The sequence below is a fragment of the Dactylosporangium aurantiacum genome, from assembly GCF_000716715.1.
In the GTDB taxonomy this organism is placed as follows: Bacteria; Actinomycetota; Actinomycetes; order Mycobacteriales; family Micromonosporaceae; genus Dactylosporangium; species Dactylosporangium aurantiacum.
This window is the reverse complement of sequence record NZ_JNYJ01000007.1, coordinates 126,435-148,506: the sequence shown is the minus strand read 5'-3', so window position 1 is coordinate 148,506 and position 22,072 is coordinate 126,435. Positions and strand designations below refer to the sequence as shown.

General features: G+C 72.8%; 22 protein-coding genes. 15 read left to right on the top strand and 7 right to left on the bottom strand.

What is annotated here, in order from left to right:
* The first annotated feature begins 36 nt into the window (after nt 1-36).
* Complete coding sequence (locus tag OP18_RS09500) at nt 37-2,133, top strand: prolyl oligopeptidase family serine peptidase (protein WP_033358403.1); 2,097 nt, start codon at nt 37-39, stop codon at nt 2,131-2,133.
* Here the strand turns inward: OP18_RS09500 and OP18_RS09495 are convergent.
* Complete coding sequence (locus OP18_RS09495; RefSeq protein WP_033358402.1) at nt 2,111-2,953, bottom strand: hypothetical protein; 843 nt, start codon at nt 2,951-2,953, stop codon at nt 2,111-2,113. The two genes, OP18_RS09500 and OP18_RS09495, sit on opposite strands and share 23 nt — an antisense overlap.
* Before the next feature lie 53 nt (nt 2,954-3,006).
* Here OP18_RS09495 and OP18_RS09490 point away from each other — a divergent pair, with 53 nt between their 5' ends.
* From OP18_RS09490 to OP18_RS09465, 6 genes are all read left to right on the top strand, one after another.
* Nucleotides 3,007-3,288: a 4a-hydroxytetrahydrobiopterin dehydratase gene (locus OP18_RS09490; protein ID WP_033358401.1), complete on the top strand. Its 282-nt coding sequence runs from the start codon at nt 3,007-3,009 to the stop codon at nt 3,286-3,288.
* 78 nt (nt 3,289-3,366) lie between these two features.
* The gene (locus tag OP18_RS09485; protein WP_033358400.1) at nt 3,367-4,803 is read left to right on the top strand and encodes a TldD/PmbA family protein; all 1,437 of its coding nucleotides are present in this window, start codon (nt 3,367-3,369) and stop codon (nt 4,801-4,803) included.
* Nucleotides 4,800-6,203: a TldD/PmbA family protein gene (locus OP18_RS09480; protein WP_033358399.1), complete on the top strand. Its 1,404-nt coding sequence runs from the start codon at nt 4,800-4,802 to the stop codon at nt 6,201-6,203. The genes OP18_RS09485 and OP18_RS09480 overlap by 4 nt, the downstream gene beginning before the upstream one ends.
* Nucleotides 6,204-6,289: 86 nt before the next feature.
* The gene (locus OP18_RS09475; RefSeq protein WP_033358398.1) at nt 6,290-7,114 is read left to right on the top strand and encodes a hypothetical protein; all 825 of its coding nucleotides are present in this window, start codon (nt 6,290-6,292) and stop codon (nt 7,112-7,114) included.
* A gap of 10 nt (nt 7,115-7,124) precedes the next feature.
* Nucleotides 7,125-8,990, top strand: a complete 1,866-nt coding sequence (locus OP18_RS09470) for a fumarate reductase/succinate dehydrogenase flavoprotein subunit (RefSeq protein ID WP_033358397.1) — start codon at nt 7,125-7,127, stop codon at nt 8,988-8,990.
* Complete coding sequence (locus OP18_RS09465; RefSeq protein ID WP_033358396.1) at nt 8,990-10,012, top strand: succinate dehydrogenase/fumarate reductase iron-sulfur subunit; 1,023 nt, start codon at nt 8,990-8,992, stop codon at nt 10,010-10,012. Before OP18_RS09470 ends, OP18_RS09465 begins: the two co-directional genes overlap by 1 nt.
* Before the next feature lie 24 nt (nt 10,013-10,036).
* Here the strand turns inward: OP18_RS09465 and OP18_RS09460 are convergent, their stop codons facing one another.
* Nucleotides 10,037-10,540 (bottom strand): DUF1990 domain-containing protein, encoded by a 504-nt coding sequence (locus OP18_RS09460; protein ID WP_033358395.1) that lies wholly within the window; start codon nt 10,538-10,540, stop codon nt 10,037-10,039.
* Complete coding sequence (locus OP18_RS09455; protein WP_169788948.1) at nt 10,537-10,935, bottom strand: (deoxy)nucleoside triphosphate pyrophosphohydrolase; 399 nt, start codon at nt 10,933-10,935, stop codon at nt 10,537-10,539. The genes OP18_RS09460 and OP18_RS09455 overlap by 4 nt, the downstream gene beginning before the upstream one ends.
* 206 nt (nt 10,936-11,141) lie before the next feature.
* Here OP18_RS09455 and OP18_RS09450 point away from each other — a divergent pair, with 206 nt between their 5' ends.
* Both OP18_RS09450 and OP18_RS09445 read left to right on the top strand, forming a co-directional pair.
* Nucleotides 11,142-11,453, top strand: a complete 312-nt coding sequence (locus OP18_RS09450; protein WP_033358394.1) for a 4a-hydroxytetrahydrobiopterin dehydratase — start codon at nt 11,142-11,144, stop codon at nt 11,451-11,453.
* Between the two features lie 36 nt (nt 11,454-11,489).
* Nucleotides 11,490-11,861 (top strand): Uma2 family endonuclease, encoded by a 372-nt coding sequence (locus tag OP18_RS09445; RefSeq protein ID WP_033358393.1) that lies wholly within the window; start codon nt 11,490-11,492, stop codon nt 11,859-11,861.
* Here OP18_RS09445 and ychF read toward each other — a convergent pair.
* Nucleotides 11,851-12,936: a redox-regulated ATPase YchF gene (gene ychF, locus OP18_RS09440; RefSeq protein ID WP_033358392.1), complete on the bottom strand. Its 1,086-nt coding sequence runs from the start codon at nt 12,934-12,936 to the stop codon at nt 11,851-11,853. The two genes, OP18_RS09445 and ychF, sit on opposite strands and share 11 nt — an antisense overlap.
* A gap of 9 nt (nt 12,937-12,945) precedes the next feature.
* Entirely contained in the window at nt 12,946-14,118 is a 1,173-nt protein-coding gene (locus OP18_RS09435; RefSeq protein ID WP_033358391.1) for an endonuclease/exonuclease/phosphatase family protein, read from the bottom strand.
* A 99-nt stretch (nt 14,119-14,217) separates the two neighbouring features.
* On the opposite strand from OP18_RS09435, the gene OP18_RS09430 reads away from it, so the two are divergent.
* Both OP18_RS09430 and OP18_RS09425 read left to right on the top strand, forming a co-directional pair.
* On the top strand, nt 14,218-14,691 hold the full coding sequence (locus OP18_RS09430; RefSeq protein ID WP_033358390.1) for a SigE family RNA polymerase sigma factor: 474 nt from the start codon (nt 14,218-14,220) through the stop codon (nt 14,689-14,691).
* Nucleotides 14,692-14,752: 61 nt separating this feature from the next.
* Nucleotides 14,753-15,628 carry a hypothetical protein gene (locus OP18_RS09425; RefSeq protein ID WP_033358389.1) on the top strand — a complete coding sequence of 292 codons (876 nt, stop codon included), beginning with the start codon at nt 14,753-14,755 and terminating at the stop codon, nt 15,626-15,628.
* On the opposite strand, the gene OP18_RS09420 is transcribed toward OP18_RS09425, so the two are convergent.
* Nucleotides 15,615-16,445, bottom strand: a complete 831-nt coding sequence (locus tag OP18_RS09420; protein ID WP_033358388.1) for a sugar phosphate isomerase/epimerase family protein — start codon at nt 16,443-16,445, stop codon at nt 15,615-15,617. The two genes, OP18_RS09425 and OP18_RS09420, sit on opposite strands and share 14 nt — an antisense overlap.
* Before the next feature lie 43 nt (nt 16,446-16,488).
* On the opposite strand from OP18_RS09420, the gene OP18_RS09415 reads away from it, so the two are divergent.
* Nucleotides 16,489-17,307: an AAC(3) family N-acetyltransferase gene (locus OP18_RS09415; RefSeq protein WP_245635314.1), complete on the top strand. Its 819-nt coding sequence runs from the start codon at nt 16,489-16,491 to the stop codon at nt 17,305-17,307.
* Between the two features lie 56 nt (nt 17,308-17,363).
* On the opposite strand, the gene OP18_RS60410 is transcribed toward OP18_RS09415, so the two are convergent.
* Nucleotides 17,364-17,903 (bottom strand): hypothetical protein, encoded by a 540-nt coding sequence (locus tag OP18_RS60410; RefSeq protein WP_245635313.1) that lies wholly within the window; start codon nt 17,901-17,903, stop codon nt 17,364-17,366.
* Nucleotides 17,904-18,095: 192 nt separating this feature from the next.
* On the opposite strand from OP18_RS60410, the gene OP18_RS09405 reads away from it, so the two are divergent.
* The 3 genes from OP18_RS09405 to OP18_RS52195 all read left to right on the top strand — a co-directional run bounded on the left by OP18_RS09405 (nt 18,096) and on the right by OP18_RS52195 (nt 22,068).
* Nucleotides 18,096-19,493 carry a DNA-3-methyladenine glycosylase 2 family protein gene (locus tag OP18_RS09405; protein WP_033358387.1) on the top strand — a complete coding sequence of 466 codons (1,398 nt, stop codon included), beginning with the start codon at nt 18,096-18,098 and terminating at the stop codon, nt 19,491-19,493.
* Complete coding sequence (locus tag OP18_RS09400; protein ID WP_033358386.1) at nt 19,493-19,984, top strand: methylated-DNA--[protein]-cysteine S-methyltransferase; 492 nt, start codon at nt 19,493-19,495, stop codon at nt 19,982-19,984. Before OP18_RS09405 ends, OP18_RS09400 begins: the two co-directional genes overlap by 1 nt.
* 155 nt (nt 19,985-20,139) lie before the next feature.
* Nucleotides 20,140-22,068 carry a tetratricopeptide repeat protein gene (locus OP18_RS52195; protein ID WP_156089386.1) on the top strand — a complete coding sequence of 643 codons (1,929 nt, stop codon included), beginning with the start codon at nt 20,140-20,142 and terminating at the stop codon, nt 22,066-22,068.
* Nucleotides 22,069-22,072 lie beyond the last annotated feature (4 nt).

Sequence of the window (22,072 nt, the reverse complement as noted above, 5' to 3'; positions counted from 1 at the left end):
CATGACAATCGCGCCGCTTCGGGTAAACATTCCGGGGTGGACTATCCGGAGCTGGCCGCACGCACCCGACGCTTCTCCTACGGCGCGCCCCGCGCCGTGACGGTGACCTCCGACGGTGCTCGGGTGGTGTTCCTGCGCTCGTCCGGGCCCGAGGACGGCGCCGACGCGCTGTGGGTCTACGACGTGGCGACCAGGGCCGAGCGCCTCCTCGCCGACCCCGCCGCGCTGCTCACCGACGACGTGGACCTGCCCCCGGCGGAGCGGGCGCTGCGCGAGCGGTTGCGGCTGTCGGCGGGCGGCATCGGGTCGTACGCGACGGACAGCGCCGGGCTGATGGCGGTCTTCCCGCTCGGCGGTCGGCTCTTCCGGGTCGACCTGCTGACCGGGGACCTCACCGAGCTGCGCACGGCCGGTCCCGCCGTCGACCCGCGGCCGGATCCGGCGGGGCGCCGGGTGGCGTACGTGACCGGCGGCGCCCTGCACGTCATCGAGCCCGACGGCACCGACGCGCTGCTGGCCGGCGAGGAGGGGGTGACGTGGGGGCTGGCCGAGTTCATCGGCGCCGAGGAGTTCCACCGGTTCCGCGGGTACTGGTGGGCACCCGACGGCCGCAGCATCCTCACCGCCCGCGTCGACGAGTCGCGGGTGCCCCGCTGGCACCTGCAGGACCCGTCGCAGCCGGACCAGGCGCCGACGGCGGTGGCGTACCCGCACGCCGGCGCCACCAACGCGAAGGTCACCCTGCACGTGCTCGACCTGGACGGCGGCTGGGTGGACGTGCACTGGGACCGGGAGACGTACCCGTACCTGGTCGACGCCTCCTGGACGGAGCAGGGCGGTCCGCTGCTCACGGTGCTGCGCCGGCTGCAGCAGCACGGCCTGGTGATCGCGGTCGACCCGCGCACCGGCGAGACGCAGGTGCACGCCGAGCTCGCCGACCCGCGCTGGGTCGAGCCGGTGCCCGGCACCCCGCAGCACCTCGCCGACGGCCGGGTGCTGGTGGGCGGCGAGCTGGCGCACGACGGCTACGACGCGCGCTGCCTCTTCGCCGACGGCAGCCTGCTGACCCCGCCCAACCTGTACGTGCGGCGGGTCGCCGGCCGGCTCGGCGGCGACCTGGTGGTCGAGGCGGGCGAGGGCGAGCCCAGCGAGCAGCACGTGTACCGCATCCCGGTGTCGCACGCCGGCGCGCAGGCGCAGCGGCTGACCACCGAGCCGGGCTGGCACGTCGGGCACGCCGCCGGCCGTACCGTCGTGATCGGCTCGCAGACGCTGGAGCACGCCGGGTGGCGGTACACCGTCCACCATGACGGCACCGAGATCGGCACGATCCCCTCGCTGGCCGCCGCGCCGCCCTTCGCCCCGCGGCCCGCGCTGGAGCGGGTCACCGACCGCCGGCTGCCCTCCGCGGTGCTCTACCCGCGCGGGCACGTCGCCGGCCGGAAGCTGCCGGTCCTGGTGGCGATCTACGGCGGCCCGGGCCACCAGGAGGTCGTCGCGGCGCGGGCCCGCTGGCTGGAGAAGCAGTGGTGGGCCGACGCCGGGTTCGCGGTCGTCACGATCGACAACCGGGGCACGCCGGGCGTGTCGCCGAGCTTCGAGAAGGCGATCCACCGCCGCTTCTCCGACGTGATCCTCACCGACCAGGTCGACGCGCTGCAGGCCCTCGCCGAGAAGCACCCCGACCTGGACCTGGAGCGGGTCGCGATCCGCGGCTGGTCGTTCGGCGGCTGGCTGTCCGCGCTCGCGGTGCTGCGCCGCCCCGACGTCTACCACTGCGCGGTCGTCGGCGCGCCGGTCACCGACTGGACGCTGTACGACACCGCCTACACGGAGCGCTACCTGGGGCTGCCCGCGGACGCGCCGGAGGTGTACGGCCACAACTCGCTCATCGAGCTCGCGGCGGAGACGCCGGTGCGCCCCGAGGACGCCCGGCCCATGCTGCTCGTGCACGGCCTCGTCGACGACAACGTGGTCGCCGCGCACACGCTGCGGCTGTCGGCGGCGCTGCTCGGCGCCGGCCGCCCGCACTCGATGATCCCGCTGACCGGCGCCACCCACATGGCCGCCGGCGGCCTCGCGGAGAAGCTGCTGCGCATCGAGCTGGACTTCATCCGGCGATCCGTATCGTGACGTCGCCGCCGAGGCGCCCGTCCTGCGGCTGCCTGGTCACCGCGCCGCTCTGCAGCAGCGCGGTGACCACCTTGACCGCGTCGGCGGCCCGGTAGACCGTCTCCGTGAGCGCGAACCGCTTCAGCTGCGTCACGGTCCTCTCGCCGGTACGCAGCACCGCCAGCAGCTCGCGCCGCAGCGCGCCCGGGTTCGGCTGCAGGGTGATGTCCATCAGGTGACCCTCGGGGTCGTTCGGGTCGCGGTACCGCACGCCCGCGTACTCGTCCAGGGCCCACATCTCGTTCTTGAACGCCTCGAGACTCTTCGCGGACCTCGTGCCGAACCCGATCGTGCGCTCCCGGTCGCCCTCGACCAGCGTCACGTGCGTGGTGAGGTCGAACCCGCCGAGCCGCTCCCGCGGCACGTCGACGGTGATCACCTCGGCGGGCTTACCGGCCGCGACCTGCGCCGGGTCGATCCCGTCGAGCATCGACAGCAGCGGGCCGGAGTGCGCGCCGAGCGCCTTCAGCAGCACCGGCACCGGCCCGGGCATCACGTGCACCGCCAGCTCGACCGGGGTGCGCAGCTCGCGCTGGACGGCGTCGAGGCGGGCCTGCAGGTCCGGCGGGTCGGGCGTCACGTAGAGCAGGGTGAGCCGGCGCCGGGTCAGCCGGTCGCCGAACTCCGCGCACGCCCGCAGCGCCGCCTCCGCCACGTCACCGTCCAGCTCGCCGGCCGCGGCGTGCAGGAACGTCGCGCCGTGCGGCGAGTGCACCGCGCCCGGCACCCACAGGTCGAGATAGCGCACGAGCAGCTCACGGGTGACGCCTGCGATGGACATGCTCCCTTTGTACCGGCACCGCCGACCCGGCCGGCAGGGGTAGCGTTCCCGGTATGACGGCAGTGCTCGGCAGCGACGAGGTGGCGACCGCGCTGGCGCACCTGAGCGGGTGGTCCGGCGACGCGCGAGGCATCGAACGCTCGGTGACCGCCGAGACGTTCCTGGACGGCATCCGGCTGGTGGCGGAGGTGGCGCACCTGGCGGAGCGGGCCGACCACCATCCCGACATCGACGTCAGGTGGCGGACGGTGACGTTCCGGCTGAGCACCCACAGCGCGGGCGGGGTCACGGAGAAGGACATCACCCTCGCCAGGCAGATCAACGGGTTGTTGTAGCCACCGCCGCCCGTTCCGGGTCGTGCCCGTTGCGCTTCGTCCGGCCAAAATGTCGTAGCCAGTCGGTAGGGTCCAACCATGACCCACTTCGACGTGGCGAGCGCGGCGGTTGAGGCGGCCCTGGCGGCAGGGGCGCGATATGCCGACGCGCGCGTGATGCACCGGCGGTCCGAGTCGATGAGTGCGCGCAACGGTGAGATCGAGGACCTGAGCCAGGCCGAGGACGCCGGGGTCGGCGTCCGGGCGCTGGTCGGGTCGAGCTGGGGCTTCTTCGCGGTGCCCGACCTGGGGCGGGACGCGGCGCGGCGGGCGGGTGAGCGGGCCACGGCGATCGCGCGGGCGTCCGCGTCGGTGCCGGCGCCGGCCGTCGACCTGGTCGAGGTGGAGGCGCGCACCGACTCGTGGGCCAGCGCCTGCGAGGTCGACCCGCTCGGGGTGGCCCTGTCGACCAAGGGTGACCTGCTCACGGCGGCGACGGCGGAGGCGCACCGCGGCGGCGCCGACATCGCCGAGGGCATCTACCAGATCTGGGACACCCGCAAGTGGTTCGTGTCGTCGCAGGGGCACCGCATCGACCAGCACATCCGCGAGGCCGGCGCGGGGATCTCCGCGACGGTGATCGGCGACGGCGAGACGCAGCGGCGCTCGTATCCGTCCTATCGCGGGCAGTATGGGACGCGGGGCTGGGAGCTGGTCGACGAGCTCGACCTGACCGCGCACGCGGCGCGCATCGCCGAGGAGGCGCGGGCGCTGCTCACGGCGCCGCAGTGCCCGGCGGGCGAGACGACGCTGATCCTGGGCAGCGAGCAGATGGCGCTGCAGATCCACGAGTCGGTGGGGCACGCGATCGAGCTGGACCGGATCCTCGGCTGGGAGGCGGCGTTCGCCGGGACCAGCTGGCTCGACCTGGCCAAGCTCAACCAGCTGCGCTACGGCTCCGAGCTGATGAACATCACCATCGACCCGACGATCCCGGGCGCGCTCGGGTCGTTCGGGTATGACGACGAGGGCACGCCGGCCGCGCCGCGGTATGCGGTGAAGGACGGCATCTGGGTCGGCACGCTCGCCGGGCGGGACTCCGCCGCGGTCGCCGGGCTCGACTACGCGGGCAGCGTGCGGGCCGACGGCTGGGCGCGGCTGCCGATGGTGCGCATGACCAACGTCGGGCTCACCCCCGGGCCGCACAGCCTGGAGGAGATGATCGCCTCGACCGCCGACGGGGTGCTGATGGACTTCAACCGGTCCTGGTCGATCGACGACAAGCGGCTCAACTTCCAGTTCGGCTGCGAGATCGGCTGGGAGATCAAGGACGGCAAGCTGGGCAGGATGCTGCGCAACCCGACGTATACCGGCATCGGACCGCGGTTCTGGGGGTCGATGGACATGCTGGGCTCGGAGACGACGGCGTGGGGCACGCCCAACTGCGGCAAGGGTCAACCAGGTCAGATCGGGCACACGGGCCATCCGGCGGCCGCGGCCCGGTTCCAGAACGTGCGGGTGGGGGTCCGGGGATGAGCGAGACCGATCTCGCGGCGCGGGTGCTGCAGCTGGTCGACGCCGGTGTCGAGGCCGAGGTGGTGGTGGAGCGGGCCGCGCTGTCGCTGACCAGGTTCGCCAACTCCTACATCCACCAGAACGTCGCCGACGAGACCACCACCGTGCGGCTGCGGCTGCACGCCGACGGCCGCACCGCGACCGCGTCCAGCACCGTGCTCGACGGCATCGAGGACTTCGTGCGCCGGACCGTGGCGTCGATGCGCCTGGCGCCGCTCGACCCGACGTGGCCCGGCCTGACCCCGCCCGCCGCCGGCGGCGCCGCAGACGCCCCGGGCGGCACCGGCGGTGCGGGGAGCGGGATCGCCGGCAACGTGGACGAGGCGACCGCGGCCGCGGCGCCGGACGAGCGGGCGGCCAGGGTGCGGGCGTTCGTCGAGCAGGCGGGCGGGCTGGAGGTCGCCGGGTATTGCCGCACGTCGGCGACCCGGGTCGCCTACCTGAACTCGGCCGGCCAGCACCTGTTCGGCGGGCGGACCAGCGCCGCCATGGACGGCATCGCGCGCACCGCGACGTCCGACGGGCTGGCCCGGCTGGCCTCGCCGCGGCTGGCGGACATCGACGGCGCGGTGCTCGGGGCGCGGGCGGCGGCCAAGGCGCGGGCCGGCGCGGACCCGGTGGAGCTGGCGCCGGGGCGTTACGAGGTGGTGCTGGAGCCGACCGCGGTGGCGGACGTGCTGCAGATGCTGGCGATCTACGGGTTCAACGCGAAGATGCTGCAGGACCGGCAGTCGTTCCTGGAGCTGGGGGCGGCGCAGTTCGACCCGGCGGTGACGATCGTGGAGGACGCCACGGCGCCCGACTCGACGGCGTTGCCGTTCGACGTGGAGGGCACCCCGCGGCGGCGGGTGGTGCTGGTCGACCGGGGCATGTCCAGCGCGGTGGTGCACGACCGGCGGACGGCGGCCAAGGGGCAGGCGGCGTCGACGGGGCACGCGATCCCGGGCGGGGCGAGCTTCGGCGCGGTGCCGGCGAGCCTGCGGCTGCTCGCGCACGACGGGCCGGCGCCGGTGGAGGTCGACGGGCCGGCGGCGGACTCGGGGGTGGCGGCGCTGGTCGGCGGCGTCGAGCGGGGGCTGCTGGTGACGGACAACCACTACACCCGGGTGCTGGACCCGCGGACGCTGGTCGTGACGGGGCTGACCCGCAACGGGGTGTGGCTCATCGAGGACGGCCGGGTGACCAGGCCGGTGCGCAACTTCCGCTTCACGCAGTCGTATCCGCAGGCCCTCGCGCCGGGGGCGGTGCTGGGTGTCGGACCGCGCGCGGTCGAGCTGCCGGGGCCCTGGTCGGAGTCCGGCACGGTGGCTCCGGCACTGCGGCTCGCCTCGTGGAACTACACCGGCGGCGCGTCTGGGTGAGGGCGATCACTAGGTCGGATGCGTCCGGGCGTAACGTGTGCACCGACCACAGATCGGTACATCGGCCCGTCCAGGGAGCATTCACCATGACGACCACGCCGGCCAGGCTTCGGTCAGCCTCGGGCGCGGGGCCCCGCGCAGCGATCAGCGAGAAAACGTTGCGGACGGACAGGTGGTGGTTGCAGCCACTGCTGGTGTTCCTCGGTCTCGGGGCCTTCGTGGTCTACGGCCTGGTCCGCGCCATCATGAACAACTACTACTGGGCGGACGCCGAGCACTACCTGGCGCCGTTCTACTCCCCCTGCCTGACCCAGAGCTGCGTCGAGGGGTCGAGCCACTTCCTCGGCCAGCCGATCCCGCAGCTGCCGTCGTGGATCTCGCCGGCGATGATCATCCTGGTGCTGCCGGGTGGGTTCCGTCTGACCTGCTACTACTACCGCAAGGCGTACTACCGCTCGTTCTGGCTGTCGCCGCCGGCGTGCGCGGTCCCGGACGGTCACAAGACCTACTCCGGTGAGACCCGCTTCCCGCTGATCTTCCAGAACATCCACCGGTACTTCTTCTACGCCGCGATCCTGGTCGGCTCGGTGCTGACGTATGACGCGGTCATCGCCTGGCACGGCAAGGACGGCGGCATCGGCATGGGCCTCGGCACGCTGATCCTCGCCGTCAACGCGGTGCTGATCTGGGCGTACACGCTCGGCTGCCACTCCTGCCGCAACATCATCGGCGGGCGGCTCAAGCACTTCTCGAAGCACCCGGTGCGGTACCGCGCCTGGGGCTTCGTGTCGAAGCTCAACGCCAAGCACCAGCAGTTTGCGTGGGCGTCCCTGTTCTCCGTGATCATCGCCGACGCCTACGTCATGGCGGTCTCTGCCGGCTGGATCACCGACTTCCGGTTCTTCAACTGAGGACTCATCCATGACGAACATCGAGCGACACACCTACGACGTCGTGGTCATCGGTGCCGGTGGCGCCGGGCTGCGCGCCGCGATCGAGGCTCGGCTCGCCGGCAAGAAGACCGCCATCATCTCCAAGTCGCTGTTCGGCAAGGCGCACACCGTCATGGCCGAGGGCGGCGCCGCCGCGGCGATGGGCAACGTCAACCCGCGCGACAACTGGCAGGTCCACTTCCGCGACACGATGCGCGGCGGGAAGTTCCTCAACAACTTCCGGATGGCGGAGCTGCACGCCAAGGAGGCCCCGGACCGCATCTGGGAGCTGGAGACCTACGGCGCGCTGTTCGACCGCACCAAGGACGGCCGGATCAGCCAGCGCAACTTCGGCGGTCACGAGTACCCGCGGCTGGCGCACGTCGGCGACCGCACCGGCCTGGAGCTGATCCGCACGCTGCAGCAGAAGATCGTGTCGCTGCAGCAGGAGGACTTCGCCGAGCACGGCGACTACGAGGCGCGCATCCGGGTCTTCCAGGAGTGCACGATCACGGAGCTGTTCGTGGAGGACGGCGCCGTGTCCGGCGCGTTCGGTTACTACCGCGAGTCCGGCGACTTCGTGCTGTTCGAGAGCGCCGCGATCGTCCTGGCGACGGGCGGCGTCGGCAAGTCGTACAAGGTGACCTCCAACTCGTGGGAGTACACCGGCGACGGCCACGCCCTGGCCCTGCGCACCGGCGCGACGCTGATCAACATGGAGTTCCTGCAGTTCCACCCCACCGGCATGGTCTGGCCGCCGTCGGTCAAGGGCATCCTGGTGACGGAGTCGGTCCGCGGTGACGGCGGCGTGCTGCGCAACACCGAGGGCAAGCGGTTCATGTTCGACTACGTGCCCGACGTGTTCCGCAAGCAGTACGCGGACACCGAGGAGGAGGCCGACCGCTGGTACTCCGACCCGGACAACAACCGGCGCCCCCCGGAGCTGCTGCCGCGTGACGAGGTCGCCCGGGCGATCAACAGCGAGGTCAAGGCGGGCCGCGGCACGAAGGCGGGTGGCGTGCTGCTGGACATCGCCAGCCGGCTGCCGGCCGAGCAGATCCGCAAGCGGCTGCCGTCGATGTACCACCAGTTCAAGGAGCTGGCCGACGTCGACATCACCAAGCAGCCCATGGAGGTCGGCCCGACCTGCCACTACGTGATGGGCGGCGTCGAGGTCGACGCCGACACGACCGCGGCCTCGGTGGCCGGGCTGTTCGCGGCCGGTGAGGTCTCCGGCGGCATGCACGGCTCCAACCGGCTCGGCGGCAACTCGCTGTCGGACCTGCTGGTGTTCGGCAAGCGGGCCGGTGAGCACGCGGCCGCGCACGCCGACCGGATCGGCCGGCGCCGGCCGTCCGCCGCGGCGGTCGACGCGGCCGTGGAGACGGCGCTGGCGCCCCTCGCGCGGGCGGACGCCGGGGAGAACCCGTACGTCCTGCACCACGACCTGCAGGAGATCATGGGCGTGCTGGTCGGCATCATCCGGCGCGACGGCGAGCTGCGGGAGTCGATCACGCGGCTGGCGGAGCTCAAGGAGCGGGTCAAGAAGGTGGGTGTGAGCGGCGGGCGCCGGTACAACCCGGGCTGGCACCTCGCGCTGGACCTGCGCAACATGATCATCGTGTCGGAGTGCACGGCGAAGGCGGCGCTGGAGCGCACGGAGTCGCGCGGCGGGCACACCCGCGAGGACTTCCCCAAGATGGACCCGAAGTGGCGCAAGGTGAACCTGGTCTGCTCCCTGGACGGTGAGGACGTACGACTGGAGCACAAGCCGCTGCCGGTGATGCGTCCCGAGCTGCAGGGCCTGTTCGACCAGAGCGAGCTCGCCAAGTACATGACCGACGAGGAGCTGTGATGGGCACCAAACGCCACTTCCGCGTCTGGCGCGGCGACGACACCGGCGGTTCGCTGCAGGACTTCCAGGTGGAGGTCAACGAGGGCGAGGTCGTGCTCGACGTCATCCACCGGCTGCAGGCCACCCAAACCCCCGACCTGGCCGTGCGGTGGAACTGCAAGGCCGGCAAGTGCGGCTCCTGCTCGATGGAGATCAACGGCAAGCCGCGGCTGGGCTGCATGACCCGGATGTCGACGTTCGAGGAGTCCGAGACGGTGACGGTGACGCCGCTGCGGACGTTCCCGGTCATCCGTGACCTCGTGACCAATGTCAACTTCAACTACCAGAAGGCCCGCGAGCTGCCCGCGTTCGCGCCGCCGGCGGGTGTCGCGCCCGGCGAGTACCGGATGCAGCAGGTCGACGTGGAGCGCTCGCAGGAGTTCCGCAAGTGCATCGAGTGCTTCCTGTGCCAGAACGTGTGTCACGTGATCCGGGACCACGAGGAGAACAAGCCGGCGTTCTCGGGTCCGCGGTTCTTCATCCGGGCCGCCGAGCTGGACATGCACCCGCTCGACGCCCGTGACGACCGCAAGGAGCTGGCGCAGGCGGAGCAGGGCCTGGGCTACTGCAACATCACGAAGTGCTGCACCGAAGTCTGCCCCGAGCACATCAAAATCACTGACAATGCGATCATCCCGATGAAGGAACGTGTTGTCGATCGGAGGTACGACCCGGTGACCTGGCTCGGACGCAAGATCTTCCGTCGTGACCAGCTGGACGAGCCCGTGCCGGCGCGCCCCGTGTCGAGCAGCAAGACGCAGTCGGGCGATCTCGCGGTCGCGGACACCAGCAGCAACTGGCACCAGGAGGGCCCCGTGCCGCAGGAGGCGCCGGTCGGCGCCGACGGCAAGCTCACGGTGGCGGAGCTCACCCTGGACCGGGCGGCGGCCAGCTCGCCGTTCGGCGACGACCAGGTGTTCCCGCTGCCGCCCGAGCAGCTGCGGTACCAGCACCCGTCGGGCCCCGGCGGGGACGGCCACTGACCCGTCGCACCGAGGGCGCCCCGGCTACGGCCGGGGCGCCTTCTGCATGGCCTTCGCGTAGCGGTCGGTGACCCGTGACTGGACGAGCTTCGCCACGGGGTTGCCGAGCCGGACCCACCACTTGGCCGGCCGGCTGAACGCCCTGATCTCGAACCACACCTCGCCGCCTGGCTCGACCTTGAGCAGGAACGACTCCTCGCCCATCTCCACGTGCCCGGGCAGCGTGCCGAAGCCGAACCCGTACCGCTCCGGCTCGTCGACGACCCACACGATCAGGCACGGCACCCACAGCCGCAGCGGCCCCACGCCGATCCCGGTCGAGAACCGGCCACCGAGTGCGACCCGGTCGGCGTCGCTGCGCAGCCGCAGCCCGGCGCCGCGCTGCGGCTGCCAGCGGGCCAGGGCGTCCGCTGCGGCGACGAACGCCTCGTGCCCTTGCCCGACCCTCACCCGGCGGGTCACGTGGTGGTAGCCGGCCGGCAGGGGGCCTTCGCGGGTGGCGCCGATCTCGGGATAGGTGACGGTCACGGCGTCGACGGTAGCAACGGCAGCAGCGCCACGACGATCGGTGCGTCGGCCGGCAGCCACGGCACCGAGTCGAGCTCGTCGCCCGCCAGCCACCTGATGTCGCTGTGCTCCAGCGGTACGGGCATCGCCCCGTTCACCAGCCGGGCAAGGTAGACCTTGAGAATCGCGGCGCCGTCGAGCATCGTGATGTCATCGCCCACGCGGGCGCCGACCTCGACCTCGACCCCGAGCTCCTCCTGGCACTCACGGACCAGCGCCTGCTCCTCCGTCTCCCCCGGGTCCACCTTCCCCCCGGGAAACTCCCACCTTCCGGCCATTTCGGGCGGTAAGGCTCGCTCACAGGCCAGGACGCGACCATCCGAGATGATCGCGGCGCCGACGATGATCCTTGGCATCAACCGTTCGGTCTGCACGGGCAACCAGGGTGCCAGATCGAAATGAAGTTCCGGTGGTTGGCTCTGCCCTGTTGTTCACCAGACGAGGGAAATGTGGCCGTGGACAGATCCACCAGTCGCCCAGGAGACTTGCAGTCACCGTTGATGACGGGCAGGCTTCGAAACGGCCACAAGCCGGCAACGATGCCGCGGGAGGGTAGGTCGACATGCGGGCCCGGCGGAGCGAACAGCACCGTGACTATCTCAGCGATGCGCTGGCCTTGTTGCAAGGCTGGACGCACGACGGCGGAGAGATTCGCCGCACGCTGCACCTGGACGATTCCCAGCATGCGGCACTCACCGAGCGTATGAAGATCGTCGCTGACGCGCTTCAGGTACGCCCCGACGTGCGCCGTCTCGACGGCCGCACCCAGATCCGCCTGCGCGTGCCCGGTATGTCGGACCTGTCCCCCGGCGAGGTCACCCTGGCCGCCCGGATCGAGGACCTCTACCGCACGATCATCGCCGGCGCCGCCTGAAACCCCGGACCGTCACCGGCCAGCTACGGTGACGGCATGACCGCCGTGCCCGACTGGATGCGCCCACCCCGGCTGGAGGGGTGGCTCGCCGACGACCTCGACCACCTCCCCGAAGCCCCCCGCCACACCTACTTCACGCCCGACACGGTGCTGCTGGTGGTCGAGGTGGTCTCGCCGGAATCGGCGTACCGCGACCGGACGGTCAAGCTCCGCAAGTACGCGGAGGCCGGCATCGCCCACTACTGGCGGGTCGAGGAAGAGCAGTCTCTGCCGGTCGTGCACACGTACGAGCTCGACGAACCCACCCGGCTGTATGCGCCGACCGGCGTCCATCGCGGCGAGCTGCGGGTGTCCAGGCCGTTCGCGGTGACGGTCGACCTGGACGCACTGCTGCCCGTCAGACGTTGAAGCGGAACTCGACCACGTCGCCGTCCTGCATGATGTAGTCCTTGCCCTCGATGCGGACCTTGCCGGCGGCCTTGGCGGCGTTCTGCGAGCCGGCGGCCATCAGGTCGTCGAAGCTGACCACCTCGGCCTTGATGAAGCCGCGCTGGAAGTCGGAGTGGATGACGCCCGCGGCCTCCGGGGCGGTGGCGCCGATCGGGATCGTCCAGGCCCTGGTCTCCTTCGGGCCGGCGGTCAGGTAGGTCTGCAGGCCCAGGGTGCGGAACCCGACCCGGATCAGCTGGTGCAGGCCGGGCTCCGGCTGGCCGATGGACGCCAGGAGCTCCAGCGCCTCCTCCTCGTCCAGGTCGGTGAGCTCCGACTCGATCTTCGCGTCGAGGAAGATCGCCTCGGCGGGGGCGACCAGGGCGCGCAGCTCGTCCAGGAACGCGGGGTCGGCGAGGCCGGCCTCGTCGACGTTGAACACGTACAGGAACGGCTTGGCGGTGAGCAGGTGCAGCTCCTGCAGCTCCGCGACGTCGATGCCGGCCTTGGCGGCGCCCGCGTAGAGGGTGGTGCCGCCGTTGAGCAGGTCGGCGGCGGCCTTCGCGGCGGCGGCGACCCCGGCGCGCTGCTTCTGGACCTTCGCCTCCTTCTCCAGCCGGGGCAGCGCCTTCTCGATCGTCTGCAGGTCGGCGAGGATCAGCTCGGTGTTGATCGTCTCGATGTCGTCGGCCGGGGAGATCTTGCCGTCGACGTGGACCACGTTGGGGTCGGCGAAGGCGCGCACCACCTGGCAGATCGCGGAGGCGTCGCGGATGTTGGCGAGGAACGCGTTGCCGCGGCCCTGGCCCTTGGACGCGCCGCGCACGAGGCCCGCGATGTCGACGAAGGACACCGGCGCCGGGATGATCTTCTGCGAGTCGTACAGCTCGGCGAGGCGGGCGAGCCGCTGGTCAGGCAGGCCGACCACGCCGACGTTGGGCTCGATGGTCGCGAACGGGTAGTTCGCGGCGAGCGCGTCGCCCTTGGTGAGCGCGTTGAACAGGGTGCTCTTGCCGACGTTGGGCAGGCCGACGATGCCGATGCTGAGTGCCACGCGTAAAAGCTACAGGTCAACCTCGACCCAGACCGCACCGTGGTCGGACGCGGCGTGCCGGGCGGCGGTGATCTCGGGGTACGCGTCCCACAGCCGTGGCCGCTTCACGTTGGACGGCGTGCCCCACAGGCCGCGGCGGAAGACCCCGCCGTCGGTGACCCGCCGCGCCAGCTCCGGCGACAGCAGGATGTAGTCCAGCCGGTTGCCGATCGTGCACGACTGGAAGCTGCCGGGGCGCTCCCGGTCGCGGTCCAGCGGGTCGAACAGGCCGGAGAACGCCGGCAGCGTGTACGCGTCGACCAGCGGCGAGTCGGGGCCGAGCAGGGGCCGCAGCGAGGCGTGGTCGGGGCGCTTGTTGAAGTCGCCCATGACCGCGACGTGCTCGGCGCCGGCGGCGCGCAGCCCGTCGTAGATCGCCCGGACCTGGGTCGCCTGCCGGGTCCGCAGCGGGTCCGGGTCGCCGCTGGTGAAGGACTGGCTCTTCAGGTGGTTGAGCAGGACGTACAGCACCTCGCCGGACGGCAGCAGCAGGCGGTACACGGGACAGTCGCGGCTGAACAGGCGGCGGCCGGTCACCGGGTCGGGCACGTCGACGTGGCTGCGCACCCAGTCGATCCCGACACCGGCGACGCAGTAGAGCCCGACGTCGATGCCGCGCGGGTCGTTGCCGTCGACCAGCATGGCGTGGGCGTACCGGCCGCCGAGCAGCTCCTCGTTGAACCGCACCAGCGAGGGGCGGCTCTCGGCCTCCACCACGCACAGCACGTCGGCGGCGACGTCGGCGACGACCCGGGCGGTCATCCGGGTGGCGGTCTCGTCGACGGGGTCGACGATGAGGTCGACCCAGCCGTTCCAGGACGACCGGCCGGTCGCCACGATGCGCGGCTCGGCGTCGGTGGGCGCGGCCAGGAAGTCGCCCCGGTTCTCCCGCAGCACCGCGAACGCGTCGCCGAACAGGTCCGGGTTGGGCCGCCGGCCGGCGCGGGTGCGCACGAACACCCGCAGCGTCTCCAGGGCGGCCAGCATCGTGGCCTTGTCGTCCTCGGAGTACACCGGCTGGGCGGCGACGCGGTTGAACTCCTCGTACGCTGACAGCGCCGGCTGGCCCTTCGCGGGGTCGGCCGGGTCGAGTGCCCTGGCGCGGGCGAACAGGTTCTCCACGTTGTACGTCGCGAGCCGCATGACTACGGACCGTAGCAACGACATCGCGCGGACACAGTCGGCAAGCCGCCAGTGCGGGCGCGGGCAACCCGCGGCGCCGCCCCCGTCGTCGTCCTGGGTATGGAGGCAGAGTTCCGCGCGTTCGTCGCCGCACAGGGCGACCAGCTGCGCCGGACCGCGTATCTGCTGTGCCGCGACTGGCACGCCGCCGACGACCTGGTGTCGATCACGCTGACGAAGCTGTTCCGGCACTGGCGCCGGGTGAGCGCGGCGGACAACCCGGCCGCGTACGCCCGGGGCGTGCTGACCAACGCGTGGCTCGACGAGCGCCGGCGGCCGTGGCGGCGGGAGGACCCGTTCGACGTCCTGCCCGACGGGGTGCACGTCGACCCCTCGGGTGTCGAGGACCGGCAGGACCTCCTCGCCCTGCTGCAGTGCCTCCCGGCGGGCCGCCGCGCGGTGGTGGTGCTGCGGTACTACTGCGACCTGTCCGTGGAGCAGACGGCGGAGCTGCTCGGCATCAGCACCGGCACGGTGAAGAGCCAGGCGGCCAAGGGCCTGACGACGCTGCGCGCGGCGAAGGAGCAGGCATGAGCGGGCCGGAGCGCAGCGGAGGCCCGCGAGGCCGGCGCCGGAGCGCAGTGGAGGTGACGGCATGAGCATCCGGGCGCAGTTCGACGCTGCCATTGATGCCGAGCCCGGTCCCCCGCCTCGGCTCGACGTCGACGGGATCGTGCGCGGCGGACGGATCCGGCGGCGCCTCACCATGGCCGGCGCGAGCCTCGCCGTCACGGCCACGCTCGGCGTCGTCGGATTCGTTGCCGCGACGGCGCCGGGGCAGGGCGGCATCCCCGACCCGCCGCCCAGCAGGAGGCCGCCGTCGAGCGCGGCACCGCCGAGCGCCGAGACGTCGCCGACGCCGGGCTACGGGACCACCGCCACCCCGGGCGTCCCGGCCGAGGCCTGGAACGCCGCCCAGGCGGCCCGGCTCAGCGGCGCGGTCGAGCGGCACCTGCGGGCCGCCGCGGCGAAGGGCACCACGTTCCTCGACACGCCGGTCAACCTGCAGGCGACCGGGCCGTTCGAGTTCGGCACGCCGGGCGGGGCCGCCGACCGGTACGCCGCCAGGTTCGTCACCGGACCGGACCTGCGCGACGCCGCCGGTATCGGGACCGTGGCGGTCGCCGTGGGCAAGCCGATCGGCCCGCTCGCCGAGGACGGCCGGCCGTGGCCGCCGGGCTACGGGATCGGGCAGTTCCAGCAGTGCCCGGGCGACGCGGCGGACCGGGAGCGGTGCGAGGTGCGTGCCGGGCCGCACGGCGAGAAGGTCGTCGTCATGCCGTACTTCCAGGACGAGGGCGGCAAGCGGATCGCGCGGGTGGACGTCACCACCGCCGACGGGACCGGCGTCACCGTCGAGGTGCGCAACTTCAGCCTGTTCCGTCCGGGTGGCCGGGCCGAGCTGCCGGTCACCGTCGAGCAGATGATCGCCCTGGCCGTCGACCCGGACCTGGTCATCAGCGTAACGTGACGCCGGCCGCGGCGGTGAGGGCGGCGAACGCCCGCGCCGCCCGGCCGAAGCCGGCGGGGCCGGTCCGGGCCGGGTCGGCGGGGTCGGCCAAGTGCGGCTCCAGGGACGCGTACCCGCTCCAGCCGTCGGCGCGCAGCGCCGCCACGGTCTGCGGCAGCTCGCCGTCGCCCTCGCCGGCGGGCACGACCGCGCCGCCGTCGAACAGGGCGTCCTTGACCTGGAGGTACTCCAGGTGCGGGCGCAGCATCGCGTAGCCGTCGGTGAACGGGCGGACCCCGACCTGCACGAAGTTGGCGTTGTCCCAGGCGACCCGCAGCGCCGGCGAGCCGACCGACTCGACCAGGTCCAGCACGCGGGCCGGCACGTCGCCGTAGATGTCCTTCTCGTTCTCGTGCACCAGCACGACCCGCTCCCGTTCGGCGAGGTCGGCGAAGGCCCGCAGCCGGCGGAGCACGGTGTCGCGGGTCGCGGCCACGTCGATGCCGGGTGGGCGGTAGAAGGAGAAGATCCGCACGTACCGGCTGCGCAACCGCTGCGCGAGGGTGATCACGGCGCGCAGCCTGGCCAGCTCGGCGTCGGGGTCGTCGTAGACGCCGCTCTTGCCGATCGGGGACGCGACCGCCGACACCGCCATGTCGTGCGTGGCGAGCAGCGCGGCCAGGCGGGTGGTCAGCTCGGCGTCGAAGTCGGCGACGTTGACGCCCCAGGCGCTGCGGACCTCGACGTGGGAGGCGCCCAGCGCGCGCAGCACCGCCAGCTGGATCCGTGGATCCTCGTCGATCTCGTCGCCGAACCCGGACAGCACCCACTCGACCATGGCGACCAGTATCCACCGGTTTCCAGCGGCTAGAGTGCCGGTTGTGGAGCAGGACGCCGTCGCCCGGGCGGCCGTGCCCGGCACCGTCCGCGGCATGGTCGCGCAGCTGGCGACGCTCGGCCTGCCGGCCGGCGCGACGGTCATCGTCCACTCGTCGCTGTCGCGGCTCGGCTGGGTCGCCGGCGGCGCGCAGGCGGTCGTGACGGCGCTGCTGGAGGCGGTCGGGCCGGCCGGCACGCTGGTGATGCCGACGCATTCGCGGCACCTGACGGAGCCGTCGGACTGGGGCAACCCAGCGGTGCCGCAGTCCTGGTGGGAGGTCATCCGGTCGGAGACGCCGGCCTTCGACCCGCGGACCACGCCGACCTACTTCATGGGTGCCGTCGTCGAGTGTTTCCGCAGTTTTCCGGGTGTACTGCGCAGCGCCCACCCGACGGTGTCGTTCGCCGCGCACGGGCCGGACGCGCGGCGCATCACCGACGGCCACACGCTCGACGACGGGCTCGGCGAGGGCTCGCCCCTCGCGCGGCTCTACGAGGCGGACGCCTGGGTGCTGCTGCTGGGCGTGGGGCACGACAACAACACGTCGCTGCACCTGGCGGAGTACCGGGCGCGGACACCGCACCCGCCGCGGCGGCTGCGGCAGGGCTCGCCGGTGCTGGTCGGCGGCGAGCGGCGCTGGGTCGAGTACGTGGAGCTCGCCGACGACACGTCGCTGTTCGAGCCGCTCGGCAAGGACTTCGCGGCGATCACGGGGCTGGAGCGGGTGGGCCCGGTCGGGTCGGGCACGGCCCGGCTGATGCGCCAGCGCGCCCTGGTCGACTTCGGCGCGACCTGGCTGTCGCGCCGCCACCACACCTGACCCGCACCCGGCCGCCCCTCGGTCGGGGCGGCCGGGTGCCGGTCGTGCGGCGCGGGTCAGGCCTGCGCGAGCGGGTTGGTGGTCGGGTCGTCGTAGCGGACCGTCTCGAACGTGCCGTCGCCGTCGGTGTCGGTGACCGTCACGTCGCTGTCGCCGTCGCCGTCGCTGTCCTGGGAGACGGAGTCGGCGACGCCGTCGAAGTTCTCGTCCCTGACGTCGGTGTCGATGACGCCGTCGCCGTCGGTGTCGGCGACCACGCGGTCGACGAGGCCGTCGCCGTTGGCGTCCAGCGCCGCGACGTCCTTGACCCCGTCGCCGTCGGTGTCGGTGAGCACGGCGTCGAACGTGCCGTTGCCGTCCAGGTCGACCATCGTCGTCTCGAGCGTGCCGTCACCGTCGGTGTCCAGCGCGATCTCCTCCAGCTGGCCGTCGTTGTCCCGGTCGTGCCCGGCGGCCTCGGCGTCGCCGTCGTGGTCGACGTCGACGGCGTAGATCGTGGAGCCGTCCTCGCCCTGCAGCGTGATGATCTCGGACTCGCCGTAGCCGGTGCCGGCCTCGTCGGTGCCGGCGGTCGCGTCGGTGTCGTACTCGCTCATGGTGCTTATCTCCATCTCGGCTGGGGGGCCGTTTGTTTCTCGCTGGTGGGACCAACTTAGACAACCGCCCGATCGGCTGAATCCCGCAAATGTGCCACCGGGCGGTCCGGTACCGGACAGCCCACGACCACCCGACACCCAGGTCCGAAAGCCGCCAGCCGAGGGGCGGACCTGGGGGGCAGGATGGGTGGCATGGAACTGGACTTCGATACCTGCCGCAAGGCGGCGACCAGCCGCGACGCGCGGTTCGACGGGGTCTTCGTCACCGCGGTCACCTCGACGAGGATCTACTGCCGGCCGTCGTGCCCGGCGATCGTGCCGAAGGCCGAGAACGTCCGCTTCCTGCCGACGGCGGCCGCGGCGCAGCGGGAGGGGTTCCGCGCCTGCCTGCGCTGCCGGCCGGACGCCGCGCCGGGCTCGCCGGCCTGGGACGTGCGCGGCGACGTGGTCGGCCGGGCGATGCGCCTGATCGCCGACGGGGTCGTCGACCGGGACGGGGTGCCCGGACTGGCGGGGCGGCTCGGGTACACCGAACGACATCTGCACCGCATGCTCACCGCGGAGGTCGGGGCCGGCCCTCTCGCGCTGGCCCGGGCGCAGCGCGCGCAGACGGCCAGGGTGCTGATCGAGACGACCCGGCTCGGGCTCGCCGAGATCGCGTTCGCGGCCGGGTTCGGCAGCGTGCGGCAGTTCAACGACACGGTCCGCGAGATCTACGGCCGCACCCCCTCCGACCTGCGGATCCGGCGCACCCAGCCGGAACAGGATCCGGGGGTGGTGCAGGTGCGGCTGCCGTTCCGCGCGCCGCTGCACGCCGAGGCGCTGCTGTCGTTCCTCGGTGACCGGGCGATCGAGGGCATCGACGGGCGCGAGGGCGAGGCGTACCGGCGCAACCTGCGCCTGCCGCACGGCTCCGGGACCGCCGTGCTGCGCCCCGGCGACGGCCACGTCGCGGCCACGCTGCACCTCGCCGACCTGCGCGACCTGGCGCCCGCGGTGGCCCGCTGCCGCCGCCTGCTCGACCTGGACGCCGACCCGGCGGCCGTGGACGCCACGCTCGGCGACGACCCGCTGCTGGCGCCGATGGTGTTGAAGGAGCCGGGGGTACGGGTGCCGCGCGCCACCGACGGGTTCGAGATCGCGGTCCGTGCGGTGGTCGGGCAGCAGATCTCCGTCGCCGCGGCGCGCACCGTGCTGCGCCGGCTCGTCACCGGCGACGCCTTCCCGACCGCCGCCGAGCTGCTCGACCTGCCGGACGACGCGTTCGCCATGCCCACCGCCCGGCGGCGCACGCTGCGGGCCCTGGCGGCCGCGGTCGCCGGCGGCGACCTGGAGCTGGACGGCGGCGGCGACCGCGCCGAGACGACCGCCCGGCTCAAGGAGGTGCCCGGCATCGGCGACTGGACGGCCCAGTACACCGCGATGCGCGCCCTCGGCGACCCCGACGCGTTCCTGCCGACCGACCTGGGGGTGCTGCGCGGCGCGCGCGCCCTCGGCCTGCCCGACGACCCGAAGTCCCTGGCCGCGCACGCCGAGCGCTGGCGGCCCTGGCGTTCCTACGCCGTGATCAGACTCTGGAGGAGCTGCTGATGCTGTACTACTCGACCACCCCGACGGCCGCCGGGCCGCTCACGATCGTCGTGGACGGCGACGGCGCGGTGCTGGCCAGCGGGTTCACCGCGGACCTGGCGACGCTCGCGCCGTTCGTCGACGTGACGGACCTGCGGCGGCGCGACGACGTCGGCGACGCCGGCAAGGCCGCACTGTCCTACCTGGACGGTGACCTGACGGCGATCGACACGGTCCCCGTGCGCCAGCGCGCCGGCGGGCAGTTCCTCACCCACGCGTGGGACGTGCTGCGCTCGGTGCCGGCGGGCGCGCCGGTGACGTACCGCGAGTTCGCCGCGCTCGCCGGCCGCCCGCCCGCGATCCGGGCCGCCGCGCAGGCCTGCGCCCGCAACGCGGCCGCCCTGTTCGTGCCGTGCCACCGGGTGCTGCGCACCGACGGGACGCTGGGCGGGTTCCGCTGGGGGCTGCCCGTGAAGCGCTGGCTGCTGGAGCACGAGCGTTCTGTCGCGTAATTGACACTTTTATATTCGGGACTACGTGAATGGCAGGGTTCACGGGCGCGATCTACCGTGGACTGGTTCATTCGTGGGAGGATTCTTGTCACGCTGCGGATCTTTCTCGTTGCTGCGGGCTTGCATCATCGCGAACATCGCGTAGAAGAGGACCGATGACTGGCGGACGATGGAGTAGCCAGACCCGATTCACCGTCGTGCTCGTCGGGCTCGCCCTGGTCGCGCTGGGCGTGCTCACCACGATGCAGTTCCGCAGCACCGCCGGCGCTGCCGCCCTCGTCGCGGCCGGCGTGCTGGTGGGGCTCGCGGGACTGTCCGGCGGCACGATCGTGGTCCGCTCCACCGACCGGGAGGAGCGCCTCGCCTCCGCCGGCAAGGCTCAGCTCGAGGGTGACGCCGAGGGCGCCTACGACCGGTTCGTGCAGCTCATCCGCGGTCACGCCCCGCAGGCGATCGCGTATCACGAGGGGGCCAACGCCGCGCTGTACGAGGCGGCCGGGCGCGAGGGGCAGAAGCTCCAGCCGGTCTTCGGGTACTTCCTCGGGCCGATCGCCATGTCGGAGTCGCACATCATCGTCGACATCCGGGCCGGCACCGGGTTCTCCATCGCCCGCATGCAGAGCACGTACCAGGCGCTGCTGGTCGGCCAGACCGCGGCGTTCCAGGCGGCACTGGTCATCGTCAACGCCTCCCCCGACGACTCGATCCTGAGCTCGGTGCGGCAGCTGAGCATCGCGCTGGACCGGCCGGTGATGGCGGTGGCGTGGCGGCTCGGCGACGCCAGCGACGGCATCTCCGACGCGATCGTCTCGCTCAAGCGGGAGCTGCGCCGGCGCGGCCTCGAGTCACCGATCGAGGTGCCCGACGTGGTGCTGTCCCCGGCCGGCAACGGCCCCGCCGGGAACGCGCCGGCGGACCGGTTCGTGCCCGAACGGTTCTCGCCCGACTCGTTCGAGCCGGAGCCCGACCCGTACGTGGACGACGAGATCTTCGAGCCGCAGCCGGTGCGGATCCCGAGCCGGCCCGAGCCGCACCGGCAGGCGCCGCCACCGCCCCCGGCACCCCGGCCGCCGGTCATGCGGCCGCCGGCGCCCGGCTTCGGCACCGCGGCGCCGGTCTTCGGCCCGCCCGCGGGTGCCGGCTCGGCGGCGATCCCGGCGCAGCACGCCAGGACCGACCCGGAGCCGGAGCCCGACCCGGAGCAGTGGCCCAATCCCGAGCCGCGCCGCCGCCCGTCGCCCGCCCCGCGGGTCTACGACGACTCGGCGAGCTGGCAGCGGGCGACCGACCTGCACTGGCGGGGCCAGCTGCAGGAGGCGAAGGAGGCGTACGGCGAGATCGTCGACGCCCGCGCGCACGCCCTCGGCTGGGACCACCCGGACACCCTCACCGCCCGCGACCAGCACGCGACCGTGCTGCGCGACCTGGACCGGCTGGCCGAGGCCCTGGTGGAGTGCGACGAGGTGCTCACCGCCCGGATGCGCATCCTCGGCGAGGACCACCCGGACACGCTGACCAGCCGCAGCCATCTCGCCACGATCTACCACCAGCTGGGCGACCTGACCCGCTCCGAGGGCGAGCACCAGCGGGTCCTCGAGGCGCGGACCAGGGTGCTGGGCAGCAACCACCAGGAGACGCTGATCTCGCGGAGCAACCTCGCCAAGGTGTACCAGGACATGGGCGAGCTCGACCGGGCGATCGACGAGCACAGCACGGTCATGCGGGCCCGGGCGCGGCTGCTCGGCCCGGAGCACCGCGACACCCTCATGAGCCGCAGCCTGCTCGCCTCGGCGCTGCACCACGCGGGGCGGCTGCCCGAGGCCGAGGCGGAGCACCGGGCGGTGCTGGGCAGCCGGCTGCACCTGCTGGGCCCGGTCCACCTGGACACGGCCGTGTCGCGGCACCGGCTGGCCAGCGTGCTGCACGACCTGGGCCGGCTCGACGAGGCCGTCACCGAGTACCGGGCGGCGCAGTCGGTGTACGCGCAGCTGCTGGGGGCGAACAGCCCGTTCGCGCGGGCGGCGGCGTCGGACCTGGCGCTGGCGGAGCGGGCGGCGCGGGGGGCGCAGGGCAGCCGGTACTGACGGG